This window comes from Streptomyces sp. NPDC079020, assembly GCF_044542225.1.
In the GTDB taxonomy this organism is placed as follows: domain Bacteria; phylum Actinomycetota; class Actinomycetes; order Streptomycetales; family Streptomycetaceae; genus Streptomyces.
Map to the genome: position 1 here is coordinate 225659 of NZ_JBITUB010000002.1, position 13744 is coordinate 239402.

General features: G+C 71.3%; 13 protein-coding genes. 7 read left to right on the forward strand and 6 right to left on the reverse strand.

Annotated elements, in window-relative coordinates:
- Positions 1–93: 93 nt before the first annotated feature.
- Positions 94–486, reverse strand: coding sequence for an SCO5389 family protein (locus ACIGJO_RS04975; RefSeq protein ID WP_148020754.1), 393 nt, complete (start codon positions 484–486; stop codon positions 94–96).
- 261 nt (positions 487–747) lie between these two features.
- Here ACIGJO_RS04975 and nucS point away from each other — a divergent pair, with 261 nt between their 5' ends.
- Positions 748–1419, forward strand: coding sequence for an endonuclease NucS (gene nucS, locus ACIGJO_RS04980; protein WP_073727256.1), 672 nt, complete (start codon positions 748–750; stop codon positions 1417–1419).
- Positions 1420–1524: 105 nt separating this feature from the next.
- Here nucS and ACIGJO_RS04985 read toward each other — a convergent pair whose 3' ends face one another.
- From ACIGJO_RS04985 to ACIGJO_RS05000, 4 genes are all read right to left on the reverse strand, one after another.
- Complete coding sequence (locus ACIGJO_RS04985; protein WP_399952209.1) at positions 1525–4107, reverse strand: ATP-binding protein; 2583 nt, start codon at positions 4105–4107, stop codon at positions 1525–1527.
- 212 nt (positions 4108–4319) lie between these two features.
- Positions 4320–4643 (reverse strand): STAS domain-containing protein, encoded by a 324-nt coding sequence (locus ACIGJO_RS04990; RefSeq protein WP_030117666.1) that lies wholly within the window; start codon positions 4641–4643, stop codon positions 4320–4322.
- Positions 4644–4868: 225 nt separating this feature from the next.
- A complete protein-coding gene (locus tag ACIGJO_RS04995) occupies positions 4869–5717 on the reverse strand; it encodes a 3-hydroxyacyl-CoA dehydrogenase family protein (protein WP_399952212.1) in 849 nt (282 codons plus the stop codon).
- A 151-nt stretch (positions 5718–5868) separates the two neighbouring features.
- A complete protein-coding gene (locus tag ACIGJO_RS05000) occupies positions 5869–6510 on the reverse strand; it encodes a TetR/AcrR family transcriptional regulator (protein WP_399952215.1) in 642 nt (213 codons plus the stop codon).
- Positions 6511–6621: 111 nt separating this feature from the next.
- Between ACIGJO_RS05000 and ACIGJO_RS05005 the strand changes: the two genes are divergently transcribed.
- The 3 genes from ACIGJO_RS05005 (at position 6622) to ACIGJO_RS05015 (ending at position 8945) form a co-directional block, all read left to right on the forward strand.
- Complete coding sequence (locus ACIGJO_RS05005; RefSeq protein ID WP_399952218.1) at positions 6622–7404, forward strand: ABC transporter ATP-binding protein; 783 nt, start codon at positions 6622–6624, stop codon at positions 7402–7404.
- A gap of 194 nt (positions 7405–7598) precedes the next feature.
- Complete coding sequence (locus ACIGJO_RS05010) at positions 7599–8348, forward strand: ABC transporter permease (protein WP_399952221.1); 750 nt, start codon at positions 7599–7601, stop codon at positions 8346–8348.
- A gap of 24 nt (positions 8349–8372) precedes the next feature.
- Positions 8373–8945 carry a cob(I)yrinic acid a,c-diamide adenosyltransferase gene (locus ACIGJO_RS05015; RefSeq protein ID WP_399952224.1) on the forward strand — a complete coding sequence of 191 codons (573 nt, stop codon included), beginning with the start codon at positions 8373–8375 and terminating at the stop codon, positions 8943–8945.
- A 36-nt stretch (positions 8946–8981) separates the two neighbouring features.
- On the opposite strand, the gene ACIGJO_RS05020 is transcribed toward ACIGJO_RS05015, so the two are convergent.
- Positions 8982–9548: a hypothetical protein gene (locus tag ACIGJO_RS05020; protein ID WP_399952227.1), complete on the reverse strand. Its 567-nt coding sequence runs from the start codon at positions 9546–9548 to the stop codon at positions 8982–8984.
- A gap of 151 nt (positions 9549–9699) precedes the next feature.
- Between ACIGJO_RS05020 and ACIGJO_RS05025 the strand changes: the two genes are divergently transcribed.
- From ACIGJO_RS05025 to ACIGJO_RS05035, 3 genes are all read left to right on the forward strand, one after another.
- Positions 9700–10896 carry a sensor histidine kinase gene (locus ACIGJO_RS05025; RefSeq protein WP_399952230.1) on the forward strand — a complete coding sequence of 399 codons (1197 nt, stop codon included), beginning with the start codon at positions 9700–9702 and terminating at the stop codon, positions 10894–10896.
- Positions 10893–11534 carry a response regulator gene (locus ACIGJO_RS05030; protein ID WP_399952233.1) on the forward strand — a complete coding sequence of 214 codons (642 nt, stop codon included), beginning with the start codon at positions 10893–10895 and terminating at the stop codon, positions 11532–11534. The genes ACIGJO_RS05025 and ACIGJO_RS05030 overlap by 4 nt, the downstream gene beginning before the upstream one ends.
- Before the next feature lie 168 nt (positions 11535–11702).
- Complete coding sequence (locus ACIGJO_RS05035; RefSeq protein ID WP_399952235.1) at positions 11703–13577, forward strand: glycosyl hydrolase family 18 protein; 1875 nt, start codon at positions 11703–11705, stop codon at positions 13575–13577.
- Positions 13578–13744 lie beyond the last annotated feature (167 nt).

Below are 13744 nucleotides of genomic sequence, written 5' to 3' on the forward strand. Positions count from 1 at the left end.
TGGTGCCGGTAGTGCTGGTGGTGCTGGTGGTACGGGAGCTGCCGCCCCGGAGCCAGTTGCACCTCCCGCGGCCCGGGACGGCAGCGGAAGCGTTCAGCAGTCCCGTAGTTCGGGCGACTGGTTGAGCAACTGGCCCCTCACCGAGGTGAATTTGGCCAGCCGGTCGTCAACCGAGGCATCCAGCGGGAACACCGCGACCCGGTGGCAGTTCTGGAATGCCAGACGCACCCCGAAGTGCCGCTGAAGCGCGCCGCGTATCGCATCACTCGCGAGCGCACGCAGCAGCTGACCACGTGCCTGCTCGTTCGGCGGCGGCGTCTGGTTGTCGGCGAACTGTCCGCCGTCGACCTTCAGCTGGGCCACCAGAGAGCTGATCATCTCCCATGCGTAGGGCAGGGAGGTCCGGACGCAGTCGACGAAGTCGGCTTCGTCGACCTCGCCTCGCTCGGCCTGTTCCAACAGCGCCGGTGAGACGTCGAGCGACATGGGTTCTCCTCTCGCGACCCCGACGGAAGGCCGGGGCCTTACGGGCATGGAAGGAGGACGGCGACGCAGCGTTCACGGACGGCGACCTCCTGATTACACGGTAAGCGCGCGGTCCGGGCCGCACCAGGAGATTGGGAACACAACCGGCCAATAACCAAGAGGCACATAGAGGGGCAAGCCCGCTCGCGGATGTCAAGAGCGGCGACGGGTGCGAAGGCGGTGAATCGCGTGGAGCCCCGGTCGTCGAGTAGCGTTCCGACCATGCGTCTCGTCATCGCCCGTTGCTCCGTCGACTATGCGGGCCGGCTCACAGCCCACCTGCCCTCCGCCCCGCGTCTGATCCTGGTGAAGGCGGACGGCAGCGTGTCGATCCACGCCGACGACCGGGCGTACAAACCCCTCAACTGGATGTCGCCGCCGTGCACCCTCAAGGAGGGCGCCGACGACAGCGAAGGCGTCTGGACCGTGGTGAACAAAGCGGGCGAGAAACTCATCATCACCATGGAGGAAATCCTCCATGACTCGTCCCACGAGCTGGGCGTCGACCCGGGTCTCATCAAGGACGGGGTGGAGGCACACCTCCAGGAACTGCTCGCCGACCGGATCGAGATCCTGGGCGAGGGACACACCCTGATCCGCCGTGAGTACCCCACCGCGATCGGTCCCGTCGACATCCTGTGCCGGGACGCGGACGGCGCGACGGTGGCCGTGGAGCTCAAGCGCCGCGGCGACATCGACGGCGTGGAGCAGCTGACCCGCTACCTGGAGCTGCTGAACCGCGACCCCCATCTCGCACCGGTGCGGGGCGTCTTCGCCGCCCAGGAGATCAAGCCCCAGGCCCGTGTCCTGGCGACGGACCGCGGCATCGGCTGCGTGGTCCTGGACTACGACGCGATGCGCGGCATCGAGGACGACAAACTGCGGCTGTTCTGACCCCGGCAGCCTGACTCCGTACCGGCCCCCGGGCCGGCGTCCATGGCCGGACGGACCCGTTCAACGGGTCCGTCCGGCCATGGCTTTTCCCGGATCCGGCCGGGGCTACAGGGGTGCGCCCGGCTCCCCGTCCGGTGCCCCGTCCCGCTCCGTGGCCGGCATTCCGTCCCGCTCCATGTCCGGCACCGCGTCCCGCTCCGTGTCCAGGACGCCGGCCGTCGTCGGGCCGCCCGCCGACATGGAGGTGTCCGGGTCGGTCGGCGGGTCGGTGGGCGGATCCGTCGGCGGGTCGGTGGGCGGCGTCGTCGGGGGCGTGGTGGGCGGTGTGGTCGGCGGCGTCGTCGGGGGCGTGGTCGGCCCGTCCGTCGGCTTCCCCGACGGGGACGGGCCGGTCGTCGGCGTCTCGGTCGGCTGCCCGTCGGCGGGCCCGTCCGTGGACGGCGTCCCGCCCGGTCCGGACGCCCCGGGCGACGGGGTGCCGCTGCTGCTCGCGGTGGCCGGATCCGACGGGCCCGGGGACATGGATCCGCTGCCGGCCGGCATCCCGTCCGCCGGTTCCGTGCCGTCCGCCGGTTCGTCCGTGGGGAGTCCGCCCCCGGCTTCGTCCTCGTTCGACGACTGCTCGGTGGTGGCGTCACGGCCCGCCGGCTCGTCCTTGCCGGATGTCGCGCCGAGCGTCACCACGGTGCCGAGCACGGCGGCCAGCAGGGTCCCGGCCCCCACCGCGACGAGGTTGCGCCGTGCTCCGCCCAGGATCCCCCGGCGCAGGGAGCGTCCGGTTCGGGCACCGGGCGCGGGCGCCGGGACCTGCCGGGTCACCTGCGTCGCGGGCGCCTGTGTCTGCTGCGGGAACAGCGGCAGCACGGGGATGCCGGCGGCCGGTGTGTCCGGCTCCTCCTGCCGCACGGCCGGCACCTCGTCGCCCGTCAGGGTCCTGCCCACGGGGGTGAGGCCGCCGGAGCGGTCCGCCACCAGCGCGAGTGCGCGGCGTCCGGCCACCGCCCCGGACTTGTCGGCGAGCGCACCGCGCATGCCGATCGACGTCTCCAGCTCGGCCCTGGCCCGGTCCAGATTTCCGGCGCAGAGCGCGAGGACGCCCAACTCGTGGTGGAAGTATGCCTCTTCGGCGACCTCACCGGCGATCCTGGCGGCCTCCTGACCGATCCTGAGGACTCGCTCCCAGGCTCCCCAGTGCATCCCCGCCGCGAAGGCGGGAGAGGCGCTGCGGGCCAGCAGGACGGCGGCGCCGGCCTGTCCCGCCCCGTCGCCCGGCACCAGGCGGGCCATCGCGGCGATGACGGCGTCGGCCTCGGTGACGGCCCGCTCGGCGGTCACCGAGGGGTGCCCCGCCCACCAGGCGTAGTGCTGGGCGGCGCTGCGGGCGTGGGCGGCGGCGTCCTCGCCGTAGCCGCCCGCCTCCAGCTGGGCGAGGACCCCGGCGGCCAGCCGGTAGCGGGGGCCCGCCGGGGAGAGCAGCCCGCACCCGGCGAGCTCACCGAGGGCGGCGTCGGCGTGGGTGTCGCCCACGAGCGCGGGCAGATGTGCCTGGTGCGGCACCTCGCCGCCGAGAGCGACGGCGAAGCGCAGGGTGTCCCGGGCCGCCCCGCTCAGCCGGGAGGCCAGCAGCACGGCGGGTGCCGCACCCTCGCCGAGGCTCGGCAGCGGTGCCGGAGCCGGGGCGGACGCGTCGTCGGGGCGTGGCCACGCGGAGGGGGCCGCGGGGTCGGCGGGCGACCCGTCGCGGTCGCGCAGCAGCGCGCCCGCCTGGACGAAGCGCAGCGGCAGGCCCTCGGACTCGAACCAGAGGTCGCCCGCCCAGTTGGTCTCCTCGTCGGTGAGCGGCCGTTCGACGACCCGCTCCAGCAGGTCCAGGGAGGCACCGCGGCCGAGCCCGGTGAGGGCGACCTCTTCGAGGTGCGTATCGGCGGCGGGGGCCGGGACCTCGGGGGTGGCGCCGAACAGGAAGGCGCACTCCGGGGTGGCGTCGAGCAGTTCCTCCAGCGCGGCGCCGCCGAATTCCAGGTCGTCCACGACGACGACGGCACCGATGCCGCGCACGAACCCGAGGAGTTCCTGGCGGTCCGGACGGTGGTGCGGAGCCAGATGCACCGCGTCGAAGAGCCCGTACAGCAGGTCCGTGGTGGTGCGCTTGTGACCGCAGAGGCGTACGACGCCGTCGGGGGCCAGCTCCGCGCAGTCGGCGGCGACGGCGCTCAGGAGGGCCGAGCGGCCCGAGCCGGCCGGGCCGGTGAGACGTACGGACCTGCCGCGCGACAGCAGGCGTACCAGTCGCTCGCGTTCCTCCTGCCGCTCCAGCAGCGGCAGCTGCGGGCCGGGCGGGCCCGGTGGGACGGGCGGGGCGATGGCGCGCTCGCGGTCGGCGCGCTGGCGGGCGGTGCGGCGGACCGGCGCGGCGGGGTGCTCTCCGGGCGGGCAGGGCTCGACCTCGCTGCCGTCGACCGGGTTGACCGTGAGCAGCAGGTCGCCCGAGACGAGCTGGACCACCCGGGTCTGCGCGGGCGTCTGCGGGGTGTGGCGCGAGGTGGGGTGGGACGTGTGCGGGGCCGGTGCCAATGCCGGTGGCAGCGGATCGCGGGGCCGCCCTCGGTGTCCCGCGTCCTCCCCGGTCCGGCCACGGTCATGCCCGTGCTCTTCCGGTCCCTGGTGTGTCGGGTCCGTCGGGTCCATCGCCAAGTCCCCCAGACGCGTCGCGCGCGGTTTGTCCCTCCGGCCGCACGCCCCGCTGTCGCTTCTGGTCCGGTGTCCGCCCATGGGTTCCGTCAATCGGCGGACGGCCGAACCCTAGACCTTCGCACGGTGCCGGCGAACCGGCGGGGTGCCGCGCCGCCCCGGACGTCACGTTCCGTCAATGATTGCGCGCCTTCTGCCCTGGGGTACCTCTACACACGCGGCAGGGAGTCTGCGGCGATTCCGCCCTCGATGGCCAGAATGCGGTGCAGCCGGGTGGCCACCAGCAGTCGCTGCATCTGCGGCGGTACGCCGCGCAGCACCAGACGCCGTCCGGCCCGGCCGGCCCGGCGGTGCGCGCCCATGATGACGCCGAGTCCGGTGGCGTCCCAGGAATCCAGCTCGGTCAGGTCCAGCACCAGGTCGCCGACTCCGTCGTCGACGGCCGAGTGCAGGACCGTACGGGCGTCCGCCGCGCTTCGGACGTCAAGGCGGCCCCCGACGACCAGCTCGGCGTGGTCGCCCCTGATGTGCATATGCGCTCCCCGGGATTGCTCCGTAGCAAGGTAGGTCTGTCTGTTCTGTCTCTGCCACAACTGACTGCAACAACGACAGGGAAGTTGCCGTCTGTAAGCGAACCGATACCGAATTCACCCCGAGGGGTGATACCGGTCCGCGGAGATCCGACCGCAGCCGGGAGGTGACTCCCCGCTCCCCCGGCCCGACTGACGGCGGATCAGGCGGCCGGGGGCGGAAAACGGTCAGTAGGTGTAGAAGCCCTGCCCGCTCTTGCGGCCGATGTCACCTGCATCGACCATCCGGCGCATCAGCTCCGGGGCGGCGAACTTCTCGTCCTGCGACTCGGTGTAGATGTTGCCGGTGGCGTGCAGCAGGATGTCGACGCCGGTCAGGTCGGCGGTGGCGAGCGGCCCCATGGCGTGCCCGAAGCCCAGCTTGCAGGCGGTGTCGATGTCCTCGGCCGACGCGACGCCCGACTCGTACAGCTTGGCGGCCTCGACGACCAGCGCGGAGATGAGCCGGGTGGTGACGAAGCCCGCGACATCACGGTTGACGACGATGCAGGTCTTGCCGACCGACTCGGCGAACTCCCGTGCGGTGGCGAGGGTTTCGTCGCTGGTCTTGTAGCCGCGCACCAGCTCGCAGAGCTGCATCATCGGGACCGGCGAGAAGAAGTGCACCCCGACGACGCGCTCCGGGCGCTCGGTCACCGCCGCGATCTTGGTGATCGGGATGGCGGAGGTGTTGGAGGCCAGGACGGTGTCCTCCCGGACGACCTTGTCGAGGGTCCGGAAGATCTCGTGCTTGACCTCCAGCTTCTCGAAGACGGCCTCGACGACGATGTCGGCGTCGGCCACGGCGTCGAGGTCGGTGGTCATGGTGATGCGGGCGAGCGCGGCCTCCGCGTCGGCCGCCTCCAGCTTGCCCTTGGAGACGAACTTGTCGTACGAGGCCTTGATCCCGTCGCGGCCGCGGGTCAGCGCCGCGTCGGTCACATCCCGCAGCACGATGTCCCAGCCCGCCTGGGCGGAGACCTGCGCGATTCCGGATCCCATGAGTCCGGCCCCGATGACGGCAAGCTTCCTGGCCACGTTCGCACCCCTTGGTTTCTGTTCGCCTCTACGGGCTGGTCTCAACGGTCGTTCACATGCTCTCCGGCGGAGATTAGTACCCGTGGGGGACGCTGGGGTGGTGAAGAGATGCGCGTCACGTCTCAAATGACGGACATCACACCGGGACACGTCACGCGGCGGCGCGCCGCGCGTAGTTGAGGACCTTCCCGCCGAGCAGTCCCTCGATCTCGTCGAGGACGACAAGGGCGTCGCGGGAGACCTCGACCGCCCGGTGGCCCGCGCGCATCTCCTGGCTGATGTAGCCGACGAGCGCGCCCTCGGCCCAGGCGATCTGACCGCCGACGAGCAGCGGCATCGGGTCCTCCGGGGCCGCGCCCGTCTCCTCGCGCAGGACCTCGACGACTCCTTGCAGGACCTCCTGCTGGAGGTACCAGAGGCGGGCCTTGAGCGTGGGCGCCTCCTCGATGACCCGCATGAAGTCGGCGAAGCCGTCCATCAGCCCGTACTCCGGGGAGACGGCGACGACGGCGGCACGCAGTTCGCGCAGGACCGCCTCGGCCGCGGACTCGCCCCGGTCACGGGCAAGGATGAAGCGGGGTACACGCCGGCTGACGCCCTTCATCCGGTCGAGGAAGAGATCCTCCTTGGCCGGGAAGTAGTTGTAGACGGTGTTGACGGAGACATCCGCCAGTTCGGCGACATCGGCGACGGTCACCGTGACGAAGCCGTGCTTGAGGAACAGCCCGGTCGCCAGGTCGGAGATGTGCTGCCTGGCCTGGCGCTTCTTGCGTTCCCTGAGTCCCTCAGCCATGTGCTCATCGTAGGACGGACGCGTCGGGGGCGCGGAATCCCGGAGAGTTCATGGAGTCACATGAATTTTGGGGTGGTTGCAATTTTTCAGTCACTCTGTTTTTGTGTCGCCATGCCCATCATCAGCACTGCCGGACTCGCCCGGACCTTCGAGACTCCGAACGGCCCGGTGGAGGCCGTACGCTCCATCGATCTGACCGTCGGCCCTGGGGAGATCGTCGGCCTCCTCGGACCCAACGGCGCGGGCAAGACCACCACCCTGCGCATGCTCACCACCCTGCTGGCCCCCACCGCCGGCGCCGCCACCGTCGCCGGGCACGACCTGCTCGCCGACCCCGCGGGCGTACGCGAGAAGTGCGGGTACGTCGCCCAGTCCGGCGGCGTCGACCCACAGCTGACCGTGCGGGAGGAGCTCGTCACCCAGGGGCGGCTGTACCGGCTGAGCAGGGCGGACGCGGTGGCGCGCGCCGCCGAACTGGCCGGTGGACTCGGCCTCGACGCGCTGCTCGACCGGAAGGCGGCCGCGCTCTCCGGCGGTCAGCGGCGGCGGCTCGACCTCGCGATGGGCCTCACCCACCGCCCCGCCGTCCTCTTCCTCGACGAACCGACCACCGGCCTCGACCCCGCCAGCCGCGTCGGCCTGTGGGACCTGGTGCGGCGGCTGCGCGACGACCACGGCACCACCGTCGTCCTGACCACCCACTACCTCGACGAGGCGGACACCCTCGCGGACCGGCTCGTCGTGATCGACGGGGGCACGGTCGTGGCCGAGGGCACGCCCCGGGCCCTGAAGGTCGCCCACGCGGGCTCCGCCACCGCCTCGCTCCAGGAGGCGTTCCTCGCGATCACCGGGCGCACCGCGGCACCCGCCGATGCGACTCCCCTCTCCGTCTGAGACCTCTCCGTCTGAGACCTCTCCGTCCGAGACCTCTCCGTCCGGGACCTCGCCTCCGAACCCCCGGCGCCCCGGACCCGCCGCCCGTCCCGAACCGCCCGTCCCCCGCCGCCCCGGACCCATCGCCTGCCCCACCGCCCGCGCCGCCACCACCCGTGCCCCGTCGTTCGGCACCCCTTCCCTAGGACCCCTCCGTGCTCTTCCACGACACCGCGCTGATCTTCGGGCGATACGCCCGCCAGACCCTGCGCTCACGGTTCCAGATCCTGTTCGGCGTACTGATGCCGCTGCTCTACCTGCTCTTCTTCGGCCCCCTCCTCAGCGGCCTGCCGCTCGGCTCGTCCGGGGACTCCTGGCAGGTCCTCGTGCCCGGCCTGCTGCTCCAACTCGCGCTGTTCGGAGCCTCGTTCGCGGGATTCTCGGTGATCATCGAGAAGTCCACCGGGGTGGTGGACCGGATGCGGGTGACACCGGTGAGCCGGCTCGCCCTGCTGCTCGGGCGCGTGCTGCGCGACGCGCTGCTGTTCCTGTTCCAGGCCGTCCTGCTGGTGCTGGCCGCCCTGCTCATGGGGCTGCGGGCGCCGCTCGCCGGGGTCCTGATCGGCTTCGCTTTCGTCGGCCTGCTGACCGTCGCGCTCGCCTCGCTGTCGTACGCGCTGGCCATGAAGGTCCGTACCCCGCAGGAGTTCGGCCCCGTGATCAACGCGCTCACCCTTCCGGCGATGCTGCTCTCCGGGCTGATGCTCCCGATCGCCCTCGGTCCGGCCTGGCTGGACGTGCTCTCGCACTTCACGCCGTTCCGCTATCCGGTGGACGCGGTACGGGACGCCTACGTGGGCTCGTACGCCACGGCACACATGCTGTACGGGGTCCTGGTCTCCGTCGGATTCACCGTCCTGGCCGTGACAGTGGGCACACGCGTCTTCCGCTGGGCCGGTGCCTGACCCCTCCGGACTACGCTGGCCCGCATGGTCAATCTGACGCGCATCTACACCCGTACCGGCGACCAGGGCACCACCGCCCTCGGCGACATGAGCCGCACCGCCAAGACCGATCTGCGGATCTCGGCCTACGCCGACGCCAACGAGGCCAACGCCGTCATCGGTACGGCCATCGCGCTCGGGCAGCTGTCCGAGGACGTCGTGAAGGTCCTCGTACGCGTCCAGAACGACCTCTTCGACGTGGGCGCGGACCTCTCGACCCCCGTGGTCGAGGCGCCCGAGTACCCGCCGCTGCGCGTCGAACAGTTCTACATCGACAAGCTGGAGGCGGACTGCGACAGCTTCCTGGAGGAACTGGAGAAGCTGCGCAGCTTCATCCTGCCCGGCGGTACGCCGGGGGCTGCGCTGCTGCACCAGGCCTGCACGGTGGTCCGGCGTGCCGAGCGGTCCACCTGGGCGGCGCTGGAGGTGCACGGGGACGTGATGAACGCGCTGACGGCGACCTACCTCAACCGCCTCTCCGACCTCCTGTTCATCCTCGCGAGGACCGCGAACAAGGAGGTCGGGGACGTGCTGTGGGTGCCGGGCGGGGAACGCTGACCCCGCACGGCACCCGGTCCGGGTCCGGGGCGTCCTTCAGTGGTCGACCCGTTCCCGGTCCTCCGCGCCCTTCGGCGCCTGCTTCGGGAACACCGTGTATCCACCGGCGACGAGCAGGTTGATCCCGATGACGAGCAGCATCTTCTGCTGCCAGCCCTCCAGCGAGGCGGTGTCGCCGTCGCCTCCGACGTACCAGATCGCCGCCTGGAGCAGGCCCAGCGCCGTCGCGGCGGCGACCGTCCAGCGGGCGGCCACCCGCCACTCGTGGGCGGCGCGCGCCATGCCGTACTTCGGCGGCCGCACGGGCGGCGGACCGCCGGCGAAGCGATGGGCCACACGGGCGTCGACCCACTTGATGGTGGAGTGGCCCAGGCCCACCGTGAAGCCGATGTACACGGCGGCCAGGCCGTGCTTCCAGTCGGGTGCGGCGCCGTTCTTCAGGTCGATCGCGGTCACCACCAGCAGCAGTACCTCCAGCAGCGGCTCGCACAGCAGGACCGCCGCGCCCAGCCGGGGCTTCTTCGCCAGGTACCGCAGCGCGAGTCCCGCGGCGAGCAGCACCCAGAAGGCCACTTCGCAGATCACGATCAGAATGACGATCACGGCACTTCTCCTTCCGGTCACCTCCAGGCTCCCGTCCCCGGGGCGCCGATTCGTCGTCGGCAGTGACGAATCGCGACTGCATCCTTCGATGTAGCCGCGCCTCACCCGCCGTAGGGACGTCGCACGGGGAGGCTGCGTGTTGGATGGAGGGGTGTTCTCCCCCACCCGCCCCCACCGCGACGACGCCGTCATCGCCGTCACCGGGCTGCTCGGCGGTCTGCTCCTGTGGCTGTTCGGTCTGCACACACAGGCCGGCCGGCCCTTCGCCGCCCCCTGGGTCAGCCTGCTGCCGCTCACGGTGATGGCGTCCCTGGAACTGCTGCGCCGCAGCGCCCCGCAGACGGTGCTGATCATCGGCACGCTGGCGCTGGTCGCGGACCAGTTCACACGGGGGAACCTGGCGACCGTGGTGATGTTCACCGACATCATCTACGCGGCCGTGGTGTACGGGACCCCGGCGGCGGCCCGCCGCATCCCGGTGACCGCGTTCCTGATCACCGTGGGCACGACGATCGGGTTCCTGGCCTGGTTCCGGACCCCCGAGGCGCTGCTGATCGGCGTCGTCACCGGCCTGGTCTCGTTCGCACCAGCGATCACCGGGGTCAGCGTGCGCAACCACCGCGACGCGGCCGAGACGGCCCGGCTGCGGGCCGACCAGACGGCGCTGCTCGCCGAGATGGACCGTACGCAGGCGGTGACCGCGGAGCGTTCCCGGATGGCCCGGGAGCTGCACGACCTGGTCGCCAACCATCTGTCCGCGATCGCCATCCACTCCACCGCGGCGCTCTCCATCGACGACCCGGAGACCTCGCGCGGCGCGCTCGGGGTGATCCGGGAGAACAGCGTCGCCGGGCTCGCGGAGATGCGCCGGCTGATCGGTCTGCTGCGCCAGGGCGGCGCGGACGCGGAACCGAGCGCGGCACCGACGCTCCAGGGACTGGACGCGCTCATCGAGCAGACCCGCACGAACGCCGCGTCCAGCGGGCTGACCTGCACCCTTCACGACACCCGCGAGGAGTCCGGAGCACTGCCCGCGCCGGTCGAACTGGCCGCGTACCGCATCGTGCAGGAGTCCCTGACCAACGCGCTCAAGCACGCCGCCCCGGGTCCGGTCAGGGTGTGGCTCGCGACGTCCGGGCAGGTGCTGAGCGTGGAGGTCACCAGTGTGTTCAGGGACCGGCCGGGGCCGCGGGCACCGGGTTCGGGGGCCGGGCTGGTGGGGATGCGGGAGCGGGTGGCGCTGCTGGACGGGCACATCGAGGCGGGGCCCGGTCCCGGCCCGGACGGCACGAAGATCTGGCGGGTACGGGCCGAACTGCCCGTCGAGGAGAGAGCGGTGAGGGAATGACGATCCGGGTTCTGGTCGCGGAGGACCAGTCCGCGGTACGCGCGGGGCTGGTGCTGATCCTGGGCAGCGCGCCGGACATCGAGGTGGCCGGAGAGGCGGGGGACGGGGAGGAGGCCGTGCGGCTCGCCCGGGAACTGCGGCCCGACCTGGTCCTGATGGATGTACAGATGCCCCGGCTGGACGGGGTGTCGGCGACGAAACAGGTGGTGTCCGAGCGGCTCGCCGATGTGCTCGTGCTGACGACGTTCGATCTCGACGAGTACGTCTTCGGGGCACTGCGCGCGGGCGCCTCGGGCTTTCTGCTGAAGAACACCGACGCCCACGACCTCCTCGAAGCGGTACGCACGGTGGCACGCGGCGAGGGGCTGATCGCCCCGGCCGTGACCCGGCGCCTGATCGCGGAGTTCGCCGGGACCGCCCCCGTACGCGCGGCCGATCCGGCGGCGCTCGACGCGCTGACCCGGCGCGAGCGCGAGGTGCTGGGCTGTCTGGGCCAGGGGATGTCGAACGCGGAGATCGCGGTACGGCTCTCGATGGCCGAGGCGACGGTGAAGACGCACGTCAGCAGGCTGTTGGGGAAGCTGGAGCTGCGCAGCCGGGTCCAGGCGGCGGTGCTCGCACAGGAGTTGGGCATCTGAGGTTTAGCGACGATCTTTGGTCCAGACCTCTTGACGATTGGTCCAGACCTTCCTAATCTCACCGAGCACACTGCGGTGAGCGCGTCATGACAAAGCGTGCTCAGGGCGGCGCAGGGTTTGCAGTCCACGGATCACCCCCGTTTGTCGGACCTCACCCGAGGAGCACCGTTGAGCACTGAGACCCCCCAACGCCGGACCAGATTCAGATGGAGCCCCACCAGGACCGGCAGGGCCAAGGCGGTGGCGGGCCTCACCGCACTGCTGCTCCCCCTCGCCGCGATGGTCGGCCTCGCCTCTCCCGCGTCGGCCGCACCCTCCGCCACCGCCACCTACCTCAAGAAGTCCGACTGGGGCAGCGGCTTCGAGGGCCAGTGGACGGTGAAGAACACCGGTACCACCGCGCTCTCCTCCTGGACGATCGAGTGGGACTTCCCCGCGGGCACCGCGGCCGGCTCCGCCTGGGACGCCACCGTCACCAGCTCCGGCAACCACTGGACCGCCAAGAACCTCAGCTGGAACGGGTCGATCGCCCCGGGCGCCAGCCTCAGCTTCGGCTTCAACGGCACCGGCTCCGGCTCCCCCACCGGCTGCAAGCTGAACGGCGCCTCCTGTGACGGCGGCAGCGTCCCGGGCGACAACCCCCCGTCCGCGCCCGGCACCCCCACCGCGAGCGACATCACCGACACGTCGGCGAAGCTCAGCTGGAGTGCCGCCACCGACGACAAGGGCATCAAGAACTACGACGTCCTGCGCGACGGCGCCAAGGTCGCCACGGTCACCGGTACGACGTACACGAACACCGGTCTCACCGCCGGCACCGACTACTCGTACACCGTGCAGGCCCGCGACACCGCCGACCAGACCGGTCCGGCCTCCGGAGCCGTCAAGGTCCGCACCACCGGCGGCGGCACGGGCCCCGGCCCCGGCGGCGACAAGATCAACCTCGGTTACTTCACCAACTGGGGCGTCTACGGGCGCAACTACCACGTCAAGAACCTGGTGACCTCGGGCTCCGCCGAGAAGATCACGCACATCAACTACGCCTTCGGCAACGTCCAGGGCGGCAAGTGCACCATCGGTGACTCCTACGCCGACTACGACAAGGCCTACACCGCCGACCAGTCCGTCGACGGCGTCGCCGACACGTGGGACCAGCCCCTGCGCGGCAACTTCAACCAGCTGCGCAAGCTCAAGGCCAAGTACCCGCACATCAAGGTCCTCTGGTCCTTCGGCGGCTGGACCTGGTCCGGCGGCTTCGGTGCCGCGGCCCAGAACCCCGCCGCGTTCGCCCAGTCCTGCTACGACCTGGTCGAGGACCCCCGCTGGGCCGATGTCTTCGACGGCATCGACATCGACTGGGAGTACCCCAACGCCTGCGGTCTCACCTGTGACACCTCCGGCCCGGCCGCGCTGAAGAACCTCGCCTCGGCGCTGCGCACCAAGTTCGGCACGAACAACCTGGTCACCGCCGCCATCACCGCGGACGGCTCGGACGGCGGCAAGATCGACGCCGCCGACTACGCGGGCGCCGCCCAGTCCATGGACTGGTACAACGTGATGACGTACGACTTCTTCGGCGCCTGGGCGGCCAAGGGCCCGACGGCCCCGCACTCCCCGCTCACCTCCTACGACGGCATCCCGCAGGCGGGCTTCAACTCCGCCGACGCGATCGCCAAGCTGAAGGCCAAGGGCGTCCCGGCCAAGAAGCTGCTCCTGGGCATCGGCTTCTACGGCCGCGGCTGGACCGGTGTCACCCAGGCCGCCCCGGGCGGCACGGCGACCGGCGCGGCCCCGGGCACGTACGAGGCCGGCATCGAGGACTACAAGGTCCTGAAGAACACCTGCCCCTCCACCGGGACCGTCGCGGGCACCGCGTACGCCCACTGCGGCACCAACTGGTGGAGCTACGACACCCCGGCCACCATCGGCTCGAAGATGACCTGGGCGAAGAACCAGGGCCTGGGAGGCGCGTTCTTCTGGGAGTTCAGCGGTGACACCGCCAACGGCGAGCTCGTGAACGCGATGAAGAGCGGCCTGCAGTGATCCCCACGCCGTAGCAACACCGCACCGGCACCACTCGCACCACCGGGTGCCACCCCGAAAAGCACCGGGGAGACAGGTCCGCCCCCTGTCTCCCCGGTTTTTCGCTGTGCACGACCTGATGGCGGAGTGGCCATGAGCACCGTGACCTTCGCGCCGTACGGGTACGG